General features: G+C 37.1%; 15 protein-coding genes. All 15 read right to left on the bottom strand.

All coding sequences use genetic code 11. From position 1 onward, the window contains the following. Positions 1-20: 20 nt before the first annotated feature. The 15 genes from sov to DU508_RS07805 all read right to left on the bottom strand — a co-directional run bounded on the left by sov (position 21) and on the right by DU508_RS07805 (position 24500). Positions 21-7205 (bottom strand): T9SS outer membrane translocon Sov/SprA, encoded by a 7185-nt coding sequence (gene sov / locus DU508_RS07875; protein ID WP_115402278.1) that lies wholly within the window; start codon positions 7203-7205, stop codon positions 21-23. Between the two features lie 11 nt (positions 7206-7216). Next, positions 7217-7801: a Holliday junction branch migration protein RuvA gene (gene ruvA / locus DU508_RS07870; protein WP_115402277.1), complete on the bottom strand. Its 585-nt coding sequence runs from the start codon at positions 7799-7801 to the stop codon at positions 7217-7219. Positions 7802-7807: 6 nt separating this feature from the next. Next, entirely contained in the window at positions 7808-10126 is a 2319-nt protein-coding gene (locus DU508_RS07865) for an NADP-dependent malic enzyme (protein ID WP_115402276.1), read from the bottom strand. Between the two features lie 594 nt (positions 10127-10720). Continuing rightward, positions 10721-13249 carry a phosphocholine-specific phospholipase C gene (locus tag DU508_RS07860; RefSeq protein WP_115402275.1) on the bottom strand — a complete coding sequence of 843 codons (2529 nt, stop codon included), beginning with the start codon at positions 13247-13249 and terminating at the stop codon, positions 10721-10723. A gap of 637 nt (positions 13250-13886) precedes the next feature. Beyond that, a complete protein-coding gene (locus tag DU508_RS07855; protein ID WP_115402274.1) occupies positions 13887-14393 on the bottom strand; it encodes a hypothetical protein in 507 nt (168 codons plus the stop codon). A 97-nt stretch (positions 14394-14490) separates the two neighbouring features. Beyond that, positions 14491-15894, bottom strand: a complete 1404-nt coding sequence (locus tag DU508_RS07850; protein ID WP_115402273.1) for a lytic transglycosylase domain-containing protein — start codon at positions 15892-15894, stop codon at positions 14491-14493. 192 nt (positions 15895-16086) lie between these two features. Further along, positions 16087-17508 carry an Asp-tRNA(Asn)/Glu-tRNA(Gln) amidotransferase subunit GatA gene (gene gatA / locus DU508_RS07845; protein ID WP_115402272.1) on the bottom strand — a complete coding sequence of 474 codons (1422 nt, stop codon included), beginning with the start codon at positions 17506-17508 and terminating at the stop codon, positions 16087-16089. 17 nt (positions 17509-17525) lie between these two features. Then, positions 17526-17726 carry a twin-arginine translocase TatA/TatE family subunit gene (gene tatA, locus DU508_RS07840; protein WP_199562669.1) on the bottom strand — a complete coding sequence of 67 codons (201 nt, stop codon included), beginning with the start codon at positions 17724-17726 and terminating at the stop codon, positions 17526-17528. A gap of 11 nt (positions 17727-17737) precedes the next feature. Continuing rightward, positions 17738-18103, bottom strand: a complete 366-nt coding sequence (locus DU508_RS24245) for a Sec-independent protein translocase subunit TatA/TatB (protein WP_115402271.1) — start codon at positions 18101-18103, stop codon at positions 17738-17740. A 36-nt stretch (positions 18104-18139) separates the two neighbouring features. After that, positions 18140-19447, bottom strand: coding sequence for a murein hydrolase activator EnvC family protein (locus DU508_RS07830; protein WP_115402270.1), 1308 nt, complete (start codon positions 19445-19447; stop codon positions 18140-18142). A gap of 211 nt (positions 19448-19658) precedes the next feature. Then, positions 19659-20450, bottom strand: coding sequence for a DUF4292 domain-containing protein (locus DU508_RS07825; RefSeq protein ID WP_115402269.1), 792 nt, complete (start codon positions 20448-20450; stop codon positions 19659-19661). Continuing rightward, the gene (locus tag DU508_RS07820; RefSeq protein ID WP_158542136.1) at positions 20428-22122 is read right to left on the bottom strand and encodes a tetratricopeptide repeat protein; all 1695 of its coding nucleotides are present in this window, start codon (positions 22120-22122) and stop codon (positions 20428-20430) included. The genes DU508_RS07825 and DU508_RS07820 overlap by 23 nt, the downstream gene beginning before the upstream one ends. Before the next feature lie 82 nt (positions 22123-22204). Continuing rightward, on the bottom strand, positions 22205-22639 hold the full coding sequence (dut, locus tag DU508_RS07815; protein WP_115402267.1) for a dUTP diphosphatase: 435 nt from the start codon (positions 22637-22639) through the stop codon (positions 22205-22207). Positions 22640-22687: 48 nt separating this feature from the next. Next, positions 22688-24175, bottom strand: coding sequence for a lipopolysaccharide biosynthesis protein (locus tag DU508_RS07810; protein ID WP_115402266.1), 1488 nt, complete (start codon positions 24173-24175; stop codon positions 22688-22690). 40 nt (positions 24176-24215) lie between these two features. After that, a complete protein-coding gene (locus DU508_RS07805) occupies positions 24216-24500 on the bottom strand; it encodes an acylphosphatase (RefSeq protein ID WP_115402722.1) in 285 nt (94 codons plus the stop codon). Between the last annotated feature and the right edge of the window lie 5 nt (positions 24501-24505).

The following is a 24505-nucleotide window of genomic DNA, read 5'->3' as shown; positions in this document are numbered from 1 at the left end:
TCATGTTACTGAAATTAATATTAATTCAATGTAAATCGTAAACTAAAACCGAAATTACTAAAAGCCGTATTAAAGGTTTGTGATGTATAAGGTTTTGTAATGTTTGAATCGTAAAATAATTTGATATTGAACTTCTGGTTCAAAACATAATCCACACTTGGCCTTAATGTAATATTTTTAGCCCCTGAAGAAATTTCTGCCTCAGTAACATCTGCCCGATAGATCACTGTTTTATTATCCCGTATGGCAACATCCAGTTTAAAATCCATGTTGTTATCCATTTTCAGGCTCTTGAACAACCCGAATGGAAAACGGAATTTGTTTGTTCTATAGCCCAAACCAAGCACCATATTATTTTCTGATAATTGTGCCAGTTGGCTGTTGGCCAAGCTTAGCCCTAACAATCTGGATCTGTTTAATTCGAATGTAGCACTTAAATTATTTTTAAATCTGGTATCGAGGCCCACCAAGGGAGAGAAATATTCAGAAATAGTAACCTGAGCAAATTGATATTGTGGTAAAAAATTATTGTTTGCATCGCGATTAACGGAGAATCCATTGCTTTCTTCATATCTCAACAATGAATTAAAACCGTTAATGTTATAGGCAGAACGATAACCGTGCCTGATATCCACAGATGAAAACCGGTCAGCAACGAAGGGGATTCTTGTTAAGCCATTATAGGTCAAACTCCAGTTTGGCAGTGGAATTCGAGGAAAAGCATTCATTTTAATCTGACCAGGATCTTTACCTGAATAAGCGGCCATAAATGCGGAAATAATCACATCCTGGCTTTCTTTTCCATATCCATCGGCATAGCCATTATTTTGTCCGCCAGAGTTAGGGTTTTGAGCGCCCAATCTTCTGGAAACAATAATTCTGTTTGCCATAAATTGATTAAACAATGCTGATATGACACTCGAATTCTTTTCTTTAAATGCCGTTCCTAAAGCGATATAGGAAATACTATAATCTCCGGTAGTGATTGCGCTCAGGTTTTCGAAAGAAGAAACACTGGCCACATACCTGAAATTGGTTGAGAAATTTCTGGTTTGTGCTCTGTTTGCTCTTAATGTGATACGCAAATCTCTAAATGGTTCAATCTGGCCTGTAAACTGCAAATCCTCTCTTAGGGTATTTACATACAGTTGAGTTTGCAAGGTATCTGTTGTTAACCAGCCATTGTTCAATGCCATTTCTCTAATATCACGCTGACTACCAAACACAAAACCAGCACCCGGCGCTCCCGTGGTATTATCTATACCAAAATATTTGGTGGTTGGTAAGTAGCCTGGCAAAAATATTCCTTTTGTTTGAACATAGTTGGCACTTACATTTTTTACACTGGTTAATAAATTGATAAAAAAGTTTTTAACCTTTCCTCCATCTTGATTATTCCCCGCGTTTCTGATAAAACCAAATTTATTGTACAAAGTAATCAGGTTTAAAGTTGGATTAACCTGAATATTTCTACTGTTTTGAATGGTGTTGCCCAAATTAATGTTCGGATCCAATAGGGTTGACAGCGGTTCGGTTTGCCAGTTAAAATTCGTTCCATAACGTGTTTTTACGGTTACCCAATTTAATCCGGGTATTTTATCTATCGGTAAATTATAAGTTATATTCAGGTTATGGTTATAATCAGTAGTGCGCCCTAATCGCTTAAGATTTTGCCAAACGGTATCACGTTTTAATCCTTCAATTCTTCCATCCGGCTCATCAATAATAGAATAATTAGTGGCATTAAAATCCAACTGCAAGGAGCGGGTAAGATTCCAGGCGATGCCATAAATCCTGCTCATTCTAAAGTTTTTATTAAATGTTGTTCCAAATCCGTTTTGATAAATCGGAATGGTATTGTTCGGATCGTTATTTCTCAACGTGTTCTCTGAGTATAATCGATCTACATCTATTCTGAAATTGATAGCACTTGGAAAAATACTGAAATTGAAATCTCTTAAAAGCGCCAGCATATTCGATTTTATAATCTTTTCAAATGGCGCATAGGTTTTAGCCTCCTTAGCATAACTATATTGCAACGATCCTCTGTAAGTATTTTGAATGCTGCTTTGATTGATAAAATCGCGATGGTTATATTCAGTAAAAGCATAACTTACTGCAAAGTTTTCTACATCCCAAAGCCTTACAGGCCTGGTGTTGTTAACTCTTTCCTTACGTACATTTGTAAAATTGATTCCTCTGCGAATGGTATAATCCTGAGCAAAATTCAAAATGGAATCCTTTTGTTCTCTGGTTGATTGATCCAATGCATTCTTAAGTTCAATATCTGGTGTACGCGGATTAAATTGTGGTGTAGAAACCTGCTTTGAATAATTAACAAACATTGGAATTTTAACTCCTGATTTTTGAGGCAGAAACTTACCCAGTTCAACAGCTGAGGATACATCAAGCAAAACATTATCTGCACGGTTACGCTCACTTACCTTTGAGTCGATAGATCCAAACCCAATAGTTGATTTACTTCCTGAAATATTCACATCTGCAAAATCAGCTAATTTTAAGTTAAGTCTTGCCGTTGCCGCCCATCCGCCACGCTCATCAAATTCAGTTAATCTCAATTCATTAAACCAAACCAAAACATCTTTATCCAAACCGTCATCAGTTTCTGCATTAGCTAAGTTACGAAGCGGGTTTTTTACACCCAACATATAAACGCGTACTTTACTCATGTCGGGTTGCCCTTTCACTACGATGGTTCTGTCGCCATCAGTATAAGTAAATGGTACATTGATTGGCCATGGCTGCCCATTGCTTTGTTTAGCCACATTACGAGCCAGTTTCGCATTTTGGAAAAGCGTTAAATCGATATCCATTCTATTCGCTTCCGGCCAAATCGCATCAGGATCACTGGTGCCCGGAGGAGTTACCTTCAAAGGCATCAAATATTCATAATAGTTATCCTGATTATCGGTACCAATTCTTAAAAAAGCGGCAACATCTCTGTCATTCAACATTTGATTGTTAACAGCCTCGGCGTGCACAAACATTTCCAAATGTTTATACGATCTGAAATCGCTGTAGGCCGTTTTAAAGGCTGCTCTTCCATAACCATCACGCAGATTTTTTACTGTTACAGACAATGATTGTTCATTTAAACGGGTATCGCCTCTGTAGTTGCTATAATCTCTTTCACGAAGAATGCCCGGAGGTGTTACATACGGAATTGGAGAACGTTTTCCGTTTTCTTCGATATTAACTGTAGATACTTCAATGGTAGAATTATCAGGTGTTAGTGCCGGTAAAGAAGGATCAACAATAACCTGGTTAGCCTCGTTTTTTACATTATACTCTCTCCACTCTCCACGAATCAACTGCAATTTAGCGAAACGTAAAATCGTGGTATCGGCAAATTCAGTCATAAACATTCTAAAGAAACGAATAGACTTAAAATCCTGAATGTTACCGACCTTTCTCTGGTACTGCGAGATCGGAATCCTGAACTGATACCAGGTTGCCGCCTGAGTGTTTCCATTGGCCAGTTTTACCTGCGAAGTAACTTTATCAGTAATGAAATTTTGACCGACAACCATGTCGTTTGGCTTAATTGATACCTTATACTGAAAGTACTCATCGCTTTGTGTCATGTTGTTATCGCGATTGATATCTTCTCCGTCAGGCAAAGAAGTAGAGGCCGAATTTTCAATCCCTAATTCTTCTTGTGACTGCTGAGATGTTTTTGAGTTTCCTTCCGTTCCGTTATATTTTTCGTAACGTTTTAAAATTCCGGCATTGATCTGATCTAACTGCGGACCTCTGAAATACGAATAATTATCAGAAGACGGATCGGCATCTATAGCTGCTGCTGCTGTAGCATTTAACTGCGATTTAATCTGATTGATGGCTGCTGCAAATTTTATACGTTCGTTTGCATCTGATAAACCATCCAAACCAACATCCTGCGCCTTACGGGCATCAGGATTATTATCAAAAGCCTGCACAACCGGTTGTAGTTTTGGCACTCTCCCCCAATTTGTTTCATCATATTTTGATGGATCATCATTTGCAGGTAAACCATTTTCTAATGATTTCCTCCCATCTTTTAAAATGTCTTCCGAAATATTACCAAGGTTGAAATATAAATCCCCACCCGCGGTATTTGATTTATTATAGATAAATGGATCAAGCACCCAAAATTCAATGAAACCAACATTCAGGGCTTCAAAATCATTTGTTTCAATTTTACGCTGAAAACCACCCCATTTTGTTCTTGGTGCTATAAATCTTCCATCAGGCTGAAAACCTGTGGTCACATAATTATAAGGACCGCGAACCGTAGGATAATAAGCCACATCTAAAGTGGTAATGTTCAGGGCCTGGCCAGTTGCAGTTTCTTTGAATGGAAAAACCTCTTGCTCAATTACCTCTCTTACATAATGATTAGACAGTTCATTCCGGTTATTTCTAATATTTGCAGGTGTAGTTGATGCTGCAGAATTATAAAAAGTAGGATCGATGTTATAAAAAGCAATTCTGGCCCTGTTGTAACCATATTCAAGATTATCTACCAATTGCGATTCAGGAAAATCTTGTGGCGTACCAGATAATTGCCATGAAATAGCACTTTTCAAATCAATTACTGATCTTGATGCTTCAAAATCATCCAAATAGCTTACCCCATTTTTACTTCCTGCAAAATTCAGCGCTCTTGGATGACCTGGGATTAGTTGTGCATATTCACCGTAAAAATTAACGCTTGAAGGAGCTTTGGTTGATATGAATGGCAATTTATCAACCAGTTTAGTTAAAAATCTTGATGGTGAACTGTAATTGATATCAGCTCCCCAAATGGTATTGGAGATCGGCTCCTCACCAATATTTACTTTCTGAGTGAGCGGTTTCTCCGTTAAATTCATGATGGTACCACCCAAATTCAATTTATTATTTACACGGTAATCTAATCGTGTTCCGAAAAGTGATCTTTGCTGAAGACCAAATAACTCATTATTCTCTGTTGTAATTCTAATAGGCTGGCCAGATGTAAGCAAAGCCTGATTAATGATGCTTACTCTTCCACCCTGATAATCAACAGTATAATCAACGCCTTCTGTTAAAGGCATTGTTCCGGCAAAAACTTTAACCGATCCTTCTGGCACATTGATAGCATTCAGGCTAAATTCGGATGATATTTCTGATTGGTAATTACCTTTTAAAATATACCGGTTTTGATTTTGAAAAAGCTGCCTGGCTATAGTTTGAGTTGAATCATAAAGGGCCGTAAAAGTATATTTATCAATTAATGCCTGCTCACCTGGTAAAAACTTAGCTGCCAAATCACTTCCAAAAGGCTCAATCAATGGAAAAATGATCCTTCCGTTAGCCGGATCAATTGTAATATAACCAGTGTTCGTATTATTTGTTAATGAAGCTATGCCTGTGCCCGAAAGATTAGAGCCAAAAGGACTGTTTAAATTTTGCGTACTTGACGAAAAATAAGAGCCAAAAGCATTATTGGATGCTACGAAATCGAAAATTCCATCTGGCTTTTTCTCATTTTGCTGATTCAGCCTGTCAAATTCTGTTAAGGCAATCCACTGCTTATTTGCTGTGTTTTGTCCTTCAGTCATAATAGGTTTTTCTACTCCTGTTTCATTATCTATCCTATAAATATCTAACTTAAAGTTTATAGGACTGATTTGATATCCGCCAATTGAATAAATATTTTTCATCATCAAATCCCAGGTAGGCAGATTGATTTTCATGGTTTCGTTCTTTAATAATTTTGCATAAAGAACTTTCGGATTTGCGGCATCAAATGTTACATCAGTAGAAAATTCTCCTACCTGATACTCTACACCATTATAGGTATAACGATAGGCAACCGCTAAAACCTCATCTGCATTTAATGGATTATTTAACGAGATGTAACCCAACTGTGGTTGAAAAGTAAACTCCCGGTCGGTTAATTTTCTGGCGTAAATAAGCTTTGCATATTGGTCAGTACCGCCATTTGCCTGAAAAAATGGGATAATCGCATTAGAATTGGTAAACCGGGCATCGGGAGGTAAACTTGCCAATAAAGTATTGGATTGTTGAGGGAAACCTGTAGCCGTTGTTCCTGCAGGCAATGCAGAGCCGCCACCAGTAACAGGACCAGGATTAAATGGTTGATTTTCACCCAGGTTCAAAAAACCCAGCACATCTCTTGAATCTGTCGTATTTCCCGCTTTATTGGTAATCCAGACTTCTATTTTTGTAATTTGAATAGGCGAAGTAATAATCGGTGCATTGGCCAGATGTTTATTGTAATTATTGCGGAAATATTGAGCCAGGAAATAGTGCTTATTGGCTTCATAACTATCAGCACTTATTCTAAATTCATTCTGTTGAGCGCCATTGGTAATTCTTAATTCCCTTGATTCTGATTTTTGTTGTGTGTAAACACTAGTCACATTTAACTTTCCAAACTGCAACTGGGTTTTTAAACCAAAAAGCGCTTGCGTACCGGTAATCAATGAGGTGTTTAAAGGTAAACTCACGTTACCTGCTTCAATTTTTTTGATAATATCATCAGGGCCACCGGTATAATCCAGTTTAATTTGATTTTCAAAATCGAACTGGGCCTCGGTATTATAATTACTTTTAATTTTTAGCTTCGTACCGATATTTCCAACCAGGTCCATTTGAATTCTTTGATTGAAATCAAAATTGGTTTGCACGCGCTGTCTTTCATTAAAAAGCGGATTTTCATTTTTATTAATGCGCCCCAGAAAAGTTAATTCGGCCTCACCACGCGGCTGTATATCAATGGTACTGCCTCCAAAAAGTTTCTCAAAAGACTTGCTGTTAACCTGTATTTTAGGGATAATTCCGGTGCTCCTGTAATCACTAACCTCTGCATTAGAAATACTCCTCCAGTTGTCTCTTTTAATTTCGCTGTTCATTAAACGGGCGTACTCATCAATGGTTAAGTACTGCGTTTGCGTAACATACCTATCTCCGATTAACTCCTTAACAATATATCTTTTGTTTTTAGCATCATATTCCACAACCCTTTTTATATTATTGGGTAATGGATAAAAAGGATTAGAAGAAGGACTAATTCCAAGAAGCTGCTTTTCACGTAAGCTGAAGTTGTTTTTAGGCGTAACAGTATCAGCTTTGCTCGGAACAACTTGAGAAAAGGCGTTTTTGGTAGCAAACAGGAAAAGTGGGATGAGAAATAGGAATGTAAATCTTCTCTTCAAAGGCGTTCGATCTATAAATTTTTTAAAGCTTGTTTAATTAATTGCTCTACCGAAAGCGTTCCTTCTGTCACTTTTAAAATTTGATCAATAATTTTTTCGGCGGTTTGTTTGGCGAATCCGAGCATTACCAATGCTGATAACGCTTCATCTTTAACCGTATTGTGTTGAGGCATAGAAATTAATGAGTCTGCGCCTTCTTTTTTTAATTTATCCTGTAACTCTAAAACTAAACGCTGAGCAGTTTTTGCCCCTAAACCTTTAATTCTTTGAATAAGCGGTAAATCTGCTTTAACAATTGCAGTTTGAATTTCAACCGGAGTAATTGATGATAAAATCATTCTTCCAGTATTTGGTCCAATTCCCGATACCGATATTAAATGTAAAAATAAACGGCGTTCGCCTTCATCGGCGAAGCCGTATAATGTATGTGCATCTTCTTTAACGTGGAGCCAGGTATATAATTTACACCTTTCTGCATCGCCCAAAGCGCTGTAAGTATTTAATGAAATGTTTATATGATAGCCTACACCTCCGGCTTCAACCACAACAAATGCCGGGTTTTTGGATGTTAATCTACCATCGATATAGGCGTACATGTAATTCTACTTCTTAGTTGTTTTTGTAAATATACCTTTTCGTTTTGATGTTCCGGCAATTTCTTCTTTCGCCTGAACATCTACCACTGCAATGGTAACCATATTTACGATCTCTCGTACAGAACTTCCTAACTGAACAATGTGAACTGGCTTATTTAATCCCAATAAGATCGGACCTACAGCTTCTGCACCACCCAATTCCTGCAATAATTTGTATGCAATATTTCCGGCTTCCAGATTAGGGAAAACAAGAGTGTTTGCCGGCTCATCAGCAAGTGTGCTGAAAGGGAAATTCTCTCTTAATAGATCATTATTAATGGCAAAGTTTCCTTGCATTTCTCCGTCTACAATTACTTCCGGATGATTTTTGTGAAGAAGTCTTGCTGTTTCTCTCACTTTATTCGGCGTTACACCATCATTTGAACCAAAATTTGAGTAAGACAATAAAGCAATACGAGGTTTGATGTTAAATTGCTTAACCGATTTATCCAATAATAAAGTGATGTCAACCAGTTCTTCAGCAGTCGGATCTACGTTTACAGTGGTATCACCAAAGAAAACAGGTCCTTTTTTAGTCATCATCATGTACATACCTGCAACGCGTTTAACGCTTGGATCTACACCGATAACATGTAATGCTGGTTTTATTGTTGATCCATAATTTTTGGTTAAACCAGAAATCATGGCATCAGCTTCACCAAACTCAACCATTGATGCGCCATAATAATTACGATCTCTTAATAGTTTAGTTGCATCATTTAATGAGACGCCTTTACGCTGGCGTTTTTTATACAATGAAGCTGCGTATTGTTTGGTTTTTTCAGGATTTTGCATCTGATCGATGATTTCCACACCTTCCAATTCTAATGCATGCTCATCAATAATGGACTGAATTTTCTCCCTGTTACCTAATAAAATAGGAATTGCAATATTCTCATCCTTAACTATTTGTGCTGCTTTTAATATTTTGTAATTGTCAGCTTCAGCAAATACAACACGTTTAGGATCTGTTTTAGCTTTAGTAGTAATGGCACGCATAATGGCATCATCCAAACCTAAGCGTTTTCTTAATTCTTCGGCGTAAGCATCCCAATCAGTGATGATTTTACGGGCAACACCGCTTTCAATAGCCGCTTTTGCAACCGCTGTCGAAACTTCGGTAATCAACCTGAAATCAACTGGTTTCGGAATGATATATTCTTTGCCAAACTTAAGGTTACGGGCATTATAAGCTAAGTTCACTGCTTCCGGAACTGATTTTTTAGCCAATTCTGCAATTGCCTTAACGGCAGCGATTTTCATTGGCTCGTTAATGCTTGTTGCACGAACATCAAGTGCACCACGGAAAATATAAGGGAAACCCAAAACGTTGTTAACCTGGTTAGGATAATCAGAACGGCCGGTTGCCATAATGATATCTTTCCGGGTTTTAATAGCCAATTCGTACGCAATTTCCGGATTTGGGTTAGCCATGGCAAACACGATTGGATTTTTGGCCATCGAGTTCAACATTTCAGCGCTCACACAATCAGCAGATGATAAACCGATAAACACATCAGAATCTTTCATTGCTTCTGCGAGTGTGTTGATTTTTCTATCGGTAGCAAATTCAGCTTTAATCGGATCTAAAACCTCACGATCTTTACGAATTACACCAGAACGATCGCACATCACGATATTCTCTTTTTTAGCCCCTAAAGAAACATATAATTTAGTACAGGAAATTGCAGCAGCACCAGCGCCATTTACTACAATTTTAATCTTATCCATTTTTTTCTTTAAGATTTCAGTAGCATTTAACAATGCCGCAGCAGAGATAATCGCTGTACCATGCTGGTCATCATGCATCACCGGAATATTCATTTCCTCTTTCAGGCGACGCTCAATTTCAAAACATTCAGGTGCTTTAATATCTTCCAGGTTTACACCTCCAAATGTTGGCTCTAATGCTTTAACGATTTTCACAAAGTCATCAACATTTTTGGTGTCCAGCTCTAAATCGAACACATCAATATCTGAAAAGATTTTAAATAACAAACCTTTACCTTCCATAACCGGTTTACCCGCTTCCGGACCGATATCACCCAAACCTAAAACGGCGGTACCATTACTAATTACGGCAACAAGATTTCCTTTTGCAGTATATTTATAAACATCTTCTTTATTATCTGCTATTTTTAAACATGGCTCAGCAACGCCTGGAGAATACGCTAAAGTTAAATCTCTTTGCGAATTTGTTGGTTTTGTAGGTACTACTTGTATCTTTCCCGGACGGCCCTGCGAGTGGTAATCAAGCGCATCTTGCTTTCTAGTGGTTTTACTCATTACGTAACTTATTAGTGACGCCGCAAAGGTACAATTCTTTTATTAGGCATAAAACAAATATCCCAGCAAAATCAGTTAATAATATCAAATGGAAAGCCCTTATTTTTACTTATTTTTTTTGATCATTTTTTTGCCTAGTACGAAGGCCCTGGAATAAGCTCAGGATGACAAGATGGCAATAGCGACCGTCGCATAGCATCAACTATGAACGATCATCCTGCTGAACTTGTTTCAATCGCTCCTGATAGGTTATTTATTAAATAACATGAGTATGGGTCTAATCTGTCATTGCTTCATGCTGTGCAACAATCTCGTCAAGCCCGTCATTGCGAACGAAGAAAGGGCCAGTGCAGAAGAGTAAAGCAATCTGCTTGTGCGGAGGATGCGAGTGATGGCAGATAGCGCAAATGACAAAGTCCCCGCACTAGCAGATTGCCGCGGTTTTAAAAAAAATTTGCAATGACGACAGTTTTATATGATTCAGTAATTAAACAATTGATAATCAATATACAACATCCAAAACTCACTTTAAATACTTATTTCAAGCGAGAATAAACCCTCGTAGGTTTTCAAAGCCTACGAGGGTTAAATCAGTTAAACTCTGCCCATTAAAGGGTCTGTATAGGTTTCTTTCCCGGTTTCTACGCGCCCGGCAAATCGCTGGCTGAACAAGCTATTTGCACTACTGCTCACTTCAAAATCATACCATCCATAACTCGATTTTAAATCCACAACAATGATTTCTTCCGTTTTTGGAGCAACATTTTTCTGAATGCTGTTATTTTTATAACCCAAATCTTTCAATTGAACATGAACAGCATTACCACCATCGTTCTTAATCATCACTTTGATATTCCCCGTCGGTGCTTTAGTTAAACGGTTTAACTCATGTTCAGCCGAAATCGTTAAAAGCGGATCATTAGCTGTACCGATAAATTCGCGATAAAATCCATTCGGACCATTTAACCGGAGGTGGTATTTTCCGCTTTCAAAAGATTTTAGCGGCCAGCTGTATGCTAATTCATCATTCGCTTTTACCGCAAATGACCAATTTCTGCAAATCTCTTCCTGATCCTCGTATTTGAATTTTCCAGGAGCATAAACAGTAAACGGAGCACCGGCAGCAGCCTTACCAAATAACTGATTATGAGCAGACATTTTAATTTGAAAAGTTTGTTTATCTCCCTGAAGCGATCCAATGGTTCCCAACTGGTAGGGCAATGCGCATGCTTTACGAATTCCCTTTTCCTGTTGCGACATTAAACCGGCATAGTTATTATCACTGATCACTTTTTTGATCTCTTTCTCTGATAAAGCTTTTGATATCTTAGGTTCTTCTTTAAACCTGGCATTGAAAATCGTTTCCACAAAGGCATCGCGTTGCAAAAACGGCAGTTTTTCTGATGCCGGATCAAATGGAGTAAATGCTGAAGTCAGGTTTCCGCAAATGGTTCTTCTCCATTCACTAATGTTATCAATACGGATGTTTTTATTGTATTTTCGGTTTATAAACTCTTCCAAAAACTGTAGTGTAGAAGTATGATCAAACACTTGCGAGTTTACTTTACCTCCGCGGCTCCATGGCGAAGCAATTAACATGGGCACTCTAAACCCTAAACCAATTGGTGCCTCTCTGGCGCCTTTTTCAGGAACGCCTTGCTTTAACTCATTTGCCAGGCGAACATGCTCAACTTCGGTTTCAATTCCTTTAGAAACTTTTCCGGTTTCAGGTTTATTGTTATCCGGAATGGAAAATGGAACTACGTGATCATAATAACCATCATTTTCATCATAAGTAACAATAAAAATTGTTTTCTTCCAAACCTCTGGATTTTTAGTCAAGATATCCATCACTTCAGAAACAAGCCATGCACCATACCACGGTGCACTTGGGTGATCAGAAAAATTCTGTGGCCCGGCCAGCCAGGACACAGTGGGTAATTTGCCACTATTCACATCGGCCCTAAATTGATGTAAAATATCTCCTTTTGGAACCGTAACCTCTCTTTCCTTACCATTATCCTGATATTTTATAGCAGAAACACTTCTGTAATCCGGATCATTTTTATTCACCACAAAAGCCCGGTAGAATAAACTTTTCTGCTCATCTGTTAATTTCGCAAAATTCTTCTCATTCCATTTTTCCAGTTCAGCAGCAGCATCATCCAAAGCCTTCATTTTATTTTTTAGATCGTTTTGAATTTTCTTTGCCACGGCATCACTAGAGGGGCTTTCCTCCTGGAGCTTGTTAATTTCAGCAGGCAAGGTATCAACCAGTACCTGAAGGTTTTCTACATATTTATCTTTAAATTTTACATTGTAAGCTTTGAAGAACTCTAATAAATTACAACCAAAATTGGCCAACCAGGCACGCTCTTCTCCTTTGAATCCACCTCCGCAACTGGTTTCATTTTGGTAAAACTTCCAGGCAATTTTATTCTCCTCCAGTAACTCGGGAAAAGTTTTCCATACATGCTTACCGTAAGCAAAATCATCATTTCTGATATTCGCTTTTAATATGCCATTTTCTTCATGTGTGATTTTGCCAGTCCAGAAAAACGACCTGTTTGGAGTTGTGCTGGTCATGCCTGAACAAAAATTCTGGTCACAAATGGTAAATGCATCGGCCAAAGCATAATTAAAAGGCAAATCCTCACGAACATAATGGCCCAAAGTGAGTGGCATTTGCGCATAGCTTTTATTGCCTGATTTTTTAGCAATTAACCATTTATCATATTTACCCAGGTTATAGGCATCAACCTGGCTTGCGCGGGAATGGGGCAAAGAGCCCATCCAGGTTACTTTTGTATCTTTAATATTTAAACGAAATGGAGCGTAAGTTTTTCCTGTGGCATCCGTTTGAAACCAAACAGGCTTTTGATCCGGAAGAGTTACCGCTCTTGGATCATTAAACCCCCGAACGCCCTGCAAACTACCAAAAGCATGATCAAACGATCGGTTCTCCTGCATCAGAATCACAATGTGTTCTGCATCAAGGAAAGTACTTCCCGGGGCTGGATTAATGGCTAACGCTTTTTGAATTGAGGCAGGCATCACGGTGGCTAGACCCGTTGCACCTGAAAGCAGTAAAGATTTACGGAGAAATTCTCTTCTGGTATCCATGTTTTGTTAAAATAATTTAAAGCAAATTAAACTTATTTTAACACTATTAAAATAAAGCGAAAGTTAATTATATGTAAATCGATAATATTGTTACAGAATTACGAAATATGAGAGTCAACAAAAGTAATGGTTGATTTTATAATTTTTCTAAAAGCAGCGCCAAGTACATTCATACATGAATGGTCGTTACTTAACTTGTTTCAGGTTCAAGAAGAAATACTACAACAAATTTATAACACTTGTCTTTAAAAGAATAAATTAAAGCTTTAGAACATTTCAAATAACCCAGACTTTGATAGTGATTATTTTAATATATGGAAGGATTTGTATAATACCTTATTATTATTATTATTATTGAAACATCCTTTTGTTTGCCTCAGAGCCATAAATGTCTTCACGTATAAGTTTTTTAAGGGCTTCAATTCGGTCTATGTACTTCTGATCTTTGTAATTTGGAGAAATCTTGTTCAAATAATCCAGTGCCGACTTTTTTCCCATGTAAATGCCAAACAATAGGCAATAGCCTCGTCATAATAAGGGTTTTTGCTCTTTTTTATTTTTTTTATCTTGAACCGCCAGATCATCTATTAATATAGCTGTCAAGAATAATGCCCTCATTTACATAGTCGTAAGATCGTCAGAGGTATTGGTTCATACCATCTTGAGATAAAGATCTTTTTAAATACCACCCATCTCTCTCTAAATTTAATCCAAGAAAACTCTTTTCATTCATTTTGAATAAAAAAAATATCCTTATTTCATTCTTATTGACAATATGTAATTTCCCATAAATAGGCTCTTTTATTGTAGACATTACCATATTGTATCGTTGTTCTATGATAGTGTCACCGTTTGAATGAATGAATATTCTATATTTTTTATCGCTATCGGGAATTGCAACCTTTTTGTTTACAGTACCTATATAATAATTTTTTCTCAATCGAATATTATCCTTATCAAATAGAACATTTAACTCGTTAACATCCTTAAGATCAAAATCCTTGGCTGTTCCTACCCAAGTTCCCTGCAATTTCTCTTCAATATCTTTTATGATATTTTCTTGACCGCACGCATTGAGAAAAATAGAGAAAAAAATCACAAAAAAAAGAGAAATATTTATTTTGGACTCTTTATTAATTCTCATATTAGATCGCCAGTTTTTAGATGAAATTCTACGGCCCATTTAAAAAGTTTTGAAATGCACCTCCGTATTTATATTCGTAGTACTTAATACTTGCAACTTAACCCTTACTAATCTTCAAAATCATGCCAGCTTGCAAACCAGCTTTGGTAAGTTTGTTATCGCGTTTAATACTTTGCACTGTTGCACCATTGAATTTCTCCGCAATTTCTGATAGTGTATCGCCTGATTTAACTTTATAACTTAAATAAGAAGCTGAAGGTTGTAATCGGTTCACGCTTTTAGCAAAAATTTTAAGGCTTTGTCCAGGCACTATTGTTTTGCTTTTCAGGCCATTCCAAACTCTCAAATCCTGTACTTCTACACCATATTTGTTTGCAACATTAGTCAGATTTTGCCCCGGGGTAACTTTATGATAAACCACTGAAGACGAAGAAACGGTTTTAACTTCTTTTTTCCTTAGTTCTCTTACATCATCGGTGCTGGCCTGAATAACCTGCATATTCACATCAAGATCGGTATTGTACAGCACTTCATAAACATTTGCATAATCAATATCTTTAAGTTTAGGCATGACAATCCGTTTTGGCTCATCATCGGTACCATTTACAATTTTTTTCTTATATGAAGGATTTAAAGCGAACAGAGAGGCTTCATCGATATTTAAAGCCTGGGCTAAACCAATCAATGAAACAAAGCGATTGGTTTGTACAGTATCTGTTTTCAAAAACATATTGCATGCCTGAGCCGTGATCTGATGATGGTGGGAATAATTCATTACATAAACTGCAGCAATAAATGCAGGAACATAATTTCGGGTTTCTTTAGGCAGAAATTGTCTGATTTCCCAAAAATCTCTGGAACCAGCCTTATCCATAGCCCGGGTTACATTACCTTTACCGCAATTGTAGGCGGCAATGGCCAATAGCCAATCGCCAAGCTCTTCATAAGCATCTCTAAAATACTGGGCAGCAGCGTAGCTGGCTTGAATGGGGTCTTTCCGCTCATCAACGAAATTATCCATTTTCAATCCGTAAGCTTTTCCGGTACCAAACATAAATTGCCAGATCCCAGTCGCACCAACCCGCGAAATAGCATGTGGATTCATTTGAGATTCCACAATGGTTAAATATTTAATCTCCTGTGGGATATTAAAATCCTTTAAAGCTTTTTCGAAAATTGGAAAGTAATAATTGGATAAGCCCATCATTTTACCAAACATATCTTTGCGTTTTGCATAGATGTCGATATATTGCTGAACATATTCATTGTAGGGGAGAGGAACTGTTTTTACAATAGAATCCAGCCTGAGCTTGTAAATATAATTTTGCCCCATCAGCAATGGATTCTCATAAATTAAAGGTACAGCTACCGTATCGGTATTAATGAAAATATTGTTTTGCCTTTTTGATATACTATCAATTTTTAACGTTTGCTGAGCAAAAGAAGGATAAACAAAACCTAGAAGAGCACAAATAGAGGTAAAAAGTAATTTTTTAATCATGGGCTATTGGTTTATTCAGCATTGGTTTTGACAACTTAAACCGCAACTGATTCTGTTTAGTTCGTAAAGTTCCCGAACTGAAGCAGAAATATTCACAAATACCATTGCTTACGTTAAAATTTAACTACAATCCTTTTCTACCTAAACCGTAATTGCAATGATCACTTCCGACCCCGGACTCCCGGCTTCGGACTAACTTGATAAAAATGCCTGAGAAAAAGCCAGGAGCTTATCTTCCTCAAAATGTTTGGCTGTAAATTGAATACTTAACGGCAAACCTTCTGAATTATTGCCCAAAGGCAAAGCAATTGCCGGATTTCCGCTTAATGATGGTAATACAGTGAAAATATCTGCCATGTACATGACCAATGCATCTTGTACGTTATCGCCGATTTTAAAGGCTGCTGTTGGTGCCACCGGAGATAATACCAGATCGTATTCTTCAAAAAGAATATCCATTTTCTCTCTGATCAACCTACGAACCTGCTGTGCTTTTTGATAGTAAGCATCATAATAACCTGCACTTAAAACAAAGGTTCCGAGTAAAATTCTACGTTTTACTTCTTCGCCAAAGCCTTCAGCACGAGAATGTTTATAAAGTTCAGTTAATGATTTTGCTTCGGTATTGCGATGCCCGTAATGAACACCATCATAACGCGAAAGATTTGAAGATGCTTCAGCCGTTGTTAAAATATAATATGCCGGAACAAGATAATCCAAAAGATCAAAAGACACATCATTCACTGTATGCCCCTGGGCTTTTAAATCATCAATCGATTTTAATATAGCTGATTTAATTTCGGGATCAAGTGCATCGCTCTCAATGGTTTCTTTTAAAACCGCTATTTTTTGTTTTTTATGTTCGCCTAAATGGGCAGGATAATCCGGTACTTCTAAAGGCGAAACGGTAGAATCATAGTCATCAGCGCCAGCCAAAACCTGCAAAAGCAAAGCTGCATCTTCAACTGAAGAAGTTATTGGACCAACCTGATCAAAAGAAGAAGCGTAAGCAATTACGCCGTATCTTGAAATTCTACCGTAAGTTGGTTTTAGGCCAATTTGCCCGCAAAATGCAGCTGGTTGCCTAACTGAACCACCGGTATCGGTACCGAGTGCCGCCAAACACATATCTGCCTGTACAGCTACTGCAGAGCCACCAGATGAACCACCTGGAACCAGTGCCGGATTTGCAGCATTTTTAGCCGGGCCAAAATAAGAAGTCTCATTAGAACCGCCCATAGCAAACTCATCACAGTTTAAGCGGCCGATAATAACCGCGTCTTCCTGTAACAACCGCTGCACCACAGTAGAAGAATATGGAGAAACAAAACCATCAAGCATTTTTGAAGATGCTGTAACGATGTGGTCTTTATAACAGATGTTATCTTTTATACCGATAACCATCCCCGCAAGCTTGCCCGCCGTACCATTTTCTATCTTTTGTTGAACCGCCTTCGCCTGAACTTCTGCCGAATAAAAAAACACCTCGTTAAATGCATTGAGGTGTTCATTTGCTGCAATTTGCTTAAAATAATAAGCCAATAAATCAGTTAAAGTTAATTGCTTTTGCGAAATGAGCGTTTGTATCTCTTTAAGAGAGCTGTATTTCTTCAAAACTAAAAATATTGCAATTAAACAGTTTTATCACGGTTCGATGGATCTACCTGATCTCCATCAACTCCGTCTTTACCATCTTTAAATTCTTTAACACCTTTTCCTAAACCTCTCATCAGTTCAGGAATTTTCTTTCCACCAAATAATAACAATACCACGATAGCGATAATGATAATTTCTGGTGTGCCAAGCATTGCTGCTATTGTTGTATTTAACATAACTTTTTTGTTTAAGCTTTTTGATTGTCAGTTACTGTTTCTTCATCTATGGGATAAACTGAGGGATGAGGAGTTTTAGTGCCAGGCTCAACTTTTTCATCAATTGAAGGCTCTTCTGCCGGATGATGACGTTGGTTGTTATTATTTGCAACAGTTTCCTCTGCTTCTTCTCTATCTAAATCCATAGCATTTATGTTTCTATGAATTTCACGTTTAACACCATCAGATGCATCTTTAAATTCTCTGATTCCCTTTCCCAATCCTCTTGCTAATTCAGGTAATTTTTTACCTCCAAATAACAATAGAACAACCACTAATATGAGTACGATCTCAGATCCACCCATATTTAAAAATTCTAATAACGTGCCTTGATACATCACTAATCTATTTTATACAAATATAAACAATCTTCTTTACTTACTAATCCAGGCTTCAGGGTTTAATATTGAACTTCCTCTCCATATCTGGAACTTTAGCACTGCATCATCTCCGGTATTAGCAACTACGCCAATGGTTTGCTTAGTTTCAACAGAACTACCCATGCTTACACTAACACCTTTTAGATTCTGATAAACGGTAAAATAATCTCCATGCATGATAATCACAACAGCTCTTCCTTGGATATAATCTACTTTGATAACCTTCCCTCCAAATACGGCTCTCACAGCTGCTCCATCGGCGGTAGTAATATCCACACCATTATTGGTATAACTCGCCTGGTCTATTTTATGTTGACCAAAACTCTCGGTAATTGTACCAGTTGCCACTGGCCAAGGCAATTTACCTCTGTTATTTTCAAAGCCTGCCGATAAACGGGCTGTTTCTGGTGTTGCGGTAAGAGCCTCATTAGTGGTTTTTTCTTTAACCACCGGAGCTTTTGTTGCGGCAGGAGCAGGTCTGTTTTCTGCTCTCGCTTTATCAGCAGCTGCTTTTTCTTCTGCTTCACGTTTTGCTGCTGCAATACGGGCTTCTTCAAGTGCCTTTCTTCTGGCAGCTTCAATTGCTCTTTGAATAGCAGCCTTAATAGCAGCATCAATCTGCCTTTGTTGCTTTTGTCTTGAAGCAATATCCTGTTTAAACTGACTTTCTTGCTTACTTAATTTGTTTAAAGTAGCAGATTGCTCATTTTTATTCTTACCTAAGCGTTCTCTTTCCCGTTCCTGTTCTTTTAAAAGATCGCTTTTTTCTCTCAAGGTCTTATCCAATACCTTGATCTTTCCATTTAATTCTTGCTGTGTATTTTCAATATAACCAGCCTGTTTTTTACGGTATTGACTAAATTGCTGCAAATATTTTATTCGTTTATATGCTTGATTAAAGTCTTTTGAAGCGAAAATAAACATCATTTTATCGTATGAGTTTCGATTTCTTTGCGCAAAACGAATCATACCGGCATATTCTTTTTTAAGATCACTCAACTGGCCTTGTAGTGTATGTACGGTATTTGTGTTCTGAGAGATTTGGTTATCGAGGTTTTTTATTTCAGAGTTGATGGTTCCGATTTTTTCCTGACGTAGCCTGATTTGTGCATTAATGCCATTTATTTGCTGCAAAGTAAGTTTCTTACCGCTGGCTGTTTTACTTAAGTTTTTTTGAAGCTGTTCAATTTCACGCTGTATAGCTTCCTTTTTTCTTCTCAGCTGACTTTCAGTTTGTTGTGCCGTAGCCGAAAATCCGATTACGCTTAAAAACAGGATAAATACGAGTTTGTGTAGCTTCATTAAGCCAAAAGTATAAAAATTTTATAGTAAAAAATATTAAAATTGAGATACTAAAATCATAACGACTTAATATAGAACGATCTTCATACAATCTTCATTGAGGCAGAAGAAAATGCAATATCAACATAGAAGGCGGTAAGCAACATAAATTACAAGTGCCTACCAGATTACCATATAAAGCTCAATCAATGTTTCCAAAAATCGTTAAGTGCTATCTTACCAAAGTAAATCTCTTTGGAACATTAAACGGAAAATCTACGGGAACATTGCCATCAATTTTAACATACTGTAAATCGATATTAATTTTTTTCGTACCAGAAAGTGTATTGATTTGTAGGGCACTTGGGAAAAGCGATTCATTTAACTTCTGGTAATTGAAATAGGTTGCTTTTAACGCCTGTCCGTTTTTAGAATCGTTTAAATTAATTTCGCCGACCTTTAAAAGGGTATTGAAAAGTAAACGATAATCCAATTCCTGCTTATTTCCCGAAACCACCCAAACGCCGTTCTCCTGTTTAACATCTGATTGTGGAGTTAAAAATTCATCTATGGCATTACCCGTTAAAATGCTTTGAAGGGTATTAAAATTGACTTCTTTATTGGTAAAATTATAAATGTAGCTGAAAGGCTTTTTGGTATACTCACTTTTTATTCTGTTCATTATTTTAATACTATCGGGAGTGATTAATGCCCTTGCCACTTCTGCCAGCCCCCCCAATGCAGTAACACTAACCCAAATGGTTTCTTTGTCTTTTATTTTGAAATTCATGGTCACATCATTGATATCGCCTGCGATATCTAAAGTGGCTTTTGCTTTTAAGGAAAGGGTATTAAATTTAAGTTGCTTACTGTTAAGCAATGTCAAAGTTTCAGCTTTCGAATTATCTGTTTTAATCTCAGTAGTTGTTGGTGGGGCTACTACAATTTCTTTTTTGGCCTTACAGGCAGTTGCAAAAACAACTGTTCCTAATATCAATGCGCTATTTAAAATATTTCTTTTCATTAATTTTTTTATTTAAAATTTCTGATCCGTTTCCGGCATCCTTTGCTTTTTGCCATTGCACCAGCGCTGCCGCCTTTTCTCCTTTCATAAAAAGTATGTCACCATAATGCTCTAAGTAAACGCCATTTTTACTGCTATTGTTTTCCAGTGTTTTTTCAATCCATTTCTGAGCTGAATCATACTTCTGCTGTTTGAAGAGAACGAATGCATAAGTATCGGTTACAGATGGGTTTGTGGGCATGGCATTGGCGGCCATTTCTGCATATTTCGCGGCTTTAGTCAAATCATCATTTCTTAACGCCAGGTAGTAGGCGTAATTATTCATGATGAGATAATTATCTGGCTCTATTGAGATTGCCTTCTCAAAAGCAGTTTTGGCCTGATTAAAGTTGTTCTGGCTAATGTAAATATCTCCTTGCAGCGCATACACCTGAGCCTGAAGGCTTTTATTATCCATATCCAGCTGTAAAGCTGTTTTCAAATTGTTCAGTGCTCCTTCTAATTTATTGGTTTTGAAAAGCGCGTAGGCTGTATAATAATATAAACTGGCCTGATTTGGATAAATTGTTAATGCTTCATCGCCAACTTTTACAGCCTCATCATAACGGCCAATTAAAGTTTGGATATTGATTACCTGTTCCCAAACCGCATATACCTGCTCATTTAATTTCAATGCCGCCTGGTATTGAATCAACGCATCTTTTAAGTTGTTTTGTTGATAAAGCACATCACCATAAAGTGCCAGCGCCTTCGCATCAGTGGGGTTTTGATCTGCAACCATTTTACTTAAATCGGTTAAATTTTTCGCAACGATTGGTTGATCTAACTTTGGAAACAGGGCTGCAACAATCTTAACCTTTTCAGTTAAAGGCATATCATTACTTGCAAAAGCCAATTTAAGTGAAGCAAAGGCAGCAGCATCATTTTTCTGTTTGCGATAAATATCTGCAAGTGCCAGATTAATCTCAAAATTATTGGGTTCCAGTTGCTGTGCTTTCACTAAAACCTTCAGGGCTTCCGGGTCGTTTCCCTTTTGCAACAGCAAACCAGCTGCGTAAAGGTAATTTTTAACATCAGCTCTATTGCCTTCCAACAATTTAACAATATCGCTTTCTGTAGCATTACCATTTGATTGAAGTCGTTTTTTAGCGGTTAAAAGTTCTCTTGATTCGCCGAATTTTGCCCCAATCTGATCATAAACTCTTTTAGCTTCATCAACCTGATCTGATAAGTATAGTGCATTCGCTTTATCAAAATAATATGCATCATTTTCCGGATCGATGCGAATCAACTCATTAAAAACCGCTACAAGCTCAGGCATTTTATTAGTGCGCTTATACACTTCGCCAAGCAAACGGTAATACCATTGATTATTGTTGTTTAACTTAATTGCCTGTTTAATATTTTGTTCAGCTTCTGCAAATTTCTCTAAACGTAGATTAGCATTTGCCAATTCAAAATAGGCAGCATGTTGAGTCGCATCTAAATTTACAACTTTATTGAAGTTTGTTGCCGCAAGAGCATAATTATCAGACATTTTTTCTCGCAGACCAACAAAAAACAATTGCTTAACCATGTTGCTATCTCTATTTATGTTTGAAACAACAGGTATCTGCCCAAAAGCATTAATACTTAAGGAAAGTACTGTAAGAAAAATGAATCTTTTAACCATGTTATTTAATGATTGAATGAAGCGATCGAACGAATGAGAGACTTTGCGATTTGCAAAATATTCAGTCATTCAAATGCACTCATTATCCCTTTCCTGTATGCCCGTAACCACCGGTTCCCCTGGCCGTTTCGCCTAATTCATCCACCGCTTGCCAGCTAACTGTTTCATGTTTGGCAATAACCATCTGTGCAATTCTATCACCATTAACGATTTTAAAATCAGTATCTGATAAATTGACCAGCAAAACCTTTATTTCTCCTCGATAATCAGCATCGATAGTACCCGGCGAATTTACTATGCTTATTCCGTGTTTATAAGCCAAACCACTTCTTGGGCGAATTTGCGCTTCGTAACCAATGGGCAATTCAATATATAAACCTGTTGGAATTAATAGGCGCTGCAAAGGTTTAAGAGTAATTTCTTCAGTAATTGATGCTCTTAAATCCATACCCGCAGCATGAGCGGTTTCGTATTGTGGAAGCGGATGTTCAGATTTATTGATGATTTTGATTTCCATTTTAATTGAAATGAATGAGTTTTGAATGAGTGAATGACTAAAGTAAAACTAGCGTTTTAATATTTTCATTAAATCATTTTTCTCGAAATAAGCAATACCTGCAACAAAAGCAATTAACATCGCATTCCCGATATAGATATTTCGGTTAAAGATAAAAAATGACGAGAATACTATAACAGCCGAAACAATTAAATAGGTTAAAATCTTTTTAAGGTTATAAGGAATAGGATAGTATTTCTGTCCGAGGATGTAAGAGATGATGGTCATGGTGGCGTAAGCTGCAAGAGAAACCCAGGCCGAACCCATGTACCCAAACTCAGGGATCAGTAAAATATTAAATACCACGGTAATAAAAGCGCCAACAAGTGAAATATATAAGCCAAAGCGGGTTTGATCAGACAAGCGATACCAAACTGAAAGGTTCATGTAAATCCCTAAGCAAACATAACCAAGCAAAAGATAAGGAACCGCAGGCAAACCAGCCCAATACTCGGCAACATGTGCCCTATCTCTGCTGATAAAATATTTTAGGATTTCGATGTTTGCAACAAGCGCCACAAACAATACGGCTAAGGCAATCACAAAATATTGAAGAATGGCAGCATAAGTTTGTTTAGCATTGGCGTTTTTAGCATGGCTAAAAAAGAATGGCTCAGCACCCAGTCTGAATGCAGTATTGAATATACTCATGAAAATAGCAATTTTACAAACTGCTCCATAAATACCAACCTGAGCTTCAGTTGAATATTTATCCAATAGAATTTTATCGAGATTTTCGTTAATGATGAAAGATAAATTTGCAACCAAAACCGGCCAACTGTATGAGAGCATGGTCATAAATAATGTTCTATCGAACTTCAATTGCAGTTTTAAAAATTCGGGAATAAGCAATATAAAAGTAACTGCACTTGCAATAAGGTTCGCAATAAATACATATCCAATCCATTTTTCACGGAAAAAATTTTTAAAAAACGCTGCGGTCGGCCAATCGTGTTTAATAATTGCAGGTATGATATAAATGAAAAACAGGCAAATAGAAACGTATGTCAGGATATTAATGAACTTCAGTAAACTGTATCGAAAGGGCTTTCCGTCAGCTCTTAACTTAGCAAAAGGAATGATACAAATCGCATCAGAAAACAACAGCCATAAAAAATACTGAACATAACGGCGCTGATCTTGAAACTGCGACATGTTATTATTTAACAGCCATTTTGTAATCGGATCAGTGAATATTAGCCCCGTTATTAAAAATAATAAGGAAATAAAAGCAATTACCAGAAATGAATTATTGTAAACCTGCTGTTTTTTATCCTCGTACTTATTGAGGTAACGGAAGAAAGTGGTTTCCATTCCAAACGCTAAAACTGCATTGATTAGTGAAGCATAGCTATACATTTTGGTAAAAATGCCATAAGCAGCAGCAGCATAAGTTCGGGTAAATATTGGAGTAAGAATAAAGTTTAACAAACGGGAAACAATGGTGCTGATACCATATATCATGGTTTGTCCAATAAACTTTTTATATACAGACATAGTTGATTTTAATTGTTTGGCTTATGAAATTTCAAAATGATTACCAAAGCAGATTTTTCTTTACCACTTCGAAATTGCGGAAATTTTTGAGTTCTCCATCGCTCATTTCAACATTTTCCACAACAGCCTTTTCCGGTCCTTCTTTACACCAATCGATAAAAGCATCTAAAATAAACAGTTCAGATTCAGCCTCGATATAAACAGAGCCGTCTTTTTCATTCTTAATAAAGCCCTTAATACCCATTTGATCGGCAACAGCTTTTGTACTTGCCCTAAAGAATACACCCTGTACTTTTCCTGTTACTTTTATATTGATATGTTTCATAATGC

Source organism: Pedobacter chinensis (assembly GCF_003339865.1).
Classification (GTDB): domain Bacteria; phylum Bacteroidota; class Bacteroidia; order Sphingobacteriales; family Sphingobacteriaceae; genus Pedobacter; species Pedobacter chinensis.
Note: the sequence above shows the minus strand (reverse complement) of the source record. Positions and strands in the feature narration are given on the sequence as shown.

Bases quoted from the DNA above. Each gene is read 5' to 3' on its own strand.
- ruvA (WP_115402277.1), bottom strand. From the start codon at position 7,801: ATGTACGCCTATATCGATGGTAGATTAACATCCAAAAACCCGGCATTT.
- DU508_RS07865 (WP_115402276.1), bottom strand. From the start codon at position 10,126: ATGAGTAAAACCACTAGAAAGCAAGATGCGCTTGATTACCACTCGCAG.
- DU508_RS07860 (WP_115402275.1), bottom strand. From the start codon at position 13,249: ATGGATACCAGAAGAGAATTTCTCCGTAAATCTTTACTGCTTTCAGGT.
- DU508_RS07855 (WP_115402274.1), bottom strand. From the start codon at position 14,393: ATGAGAATTAATAAAGAGTCCAAAATAAATATTTCTCTTTTTTTTGTG.
- DU508_RS07850 (WP_115402273.1), bottom strand. From the start codon at position 15,894: ATGATTAAAAAATTACTTTTTACCTCTATTTGTGCTCTTCTAGGTTTT.
- tatA (WP_199562669.1), bottom strand. From the start codon at position 17,726: ATGTTAAATACAACAATAGCAGCAATGCTTGGCACACCAGAAATTATC.
- DU508_RS24245 (WP_115402271.1), bottom strand. From the start codon at position 18,103: ATGTATCAAGGCACGTTATTAGAATTTTTAAATATGGGTGGATCTGAG.
- DU508_RS07830 (WP_115402270.1), bottom strand. From the start codon at position 19,447: ATGAAGCTACACAAACTCGTATTTATCCTGTTTTTAAGCGTAATCGGA.
- DU508_RS07825 (WP_115402269.1), bottom strand. From the start codon at position 20,450: ATGAAAAGAAATATTTTAAATAGCGCATTGATATTAGGAACAGTTGTT.
- DU508_RS07820 (WP_158542136.1), bottom strand. From the start codon at position 22,122: ATGGTTAAAAGATTCATTTTTCTTACAGTACTTTCCTTAAGTATTAAT.
- dut (WP_115402267.1), bottom strand. From the start codon at position 22,639: ATGGAAATCAAAATCATCAATAAATCTGAACATCCGCTTCCACAATAC.
- DU508_RS07810 (WP_115402266.1), bottom strand. From the start codon at position 24,175: ATGTCTGTATATAAAAAGTTTATTGGACAAACCATGATATATGGTATC.
- DU508_RS07805 (WP_115402722.1), bottom strand. From the start codon at position 24,500: ATGAAACATATCAATATAAAAGTAACAGGAAAAGTACAGGGTGTATTC.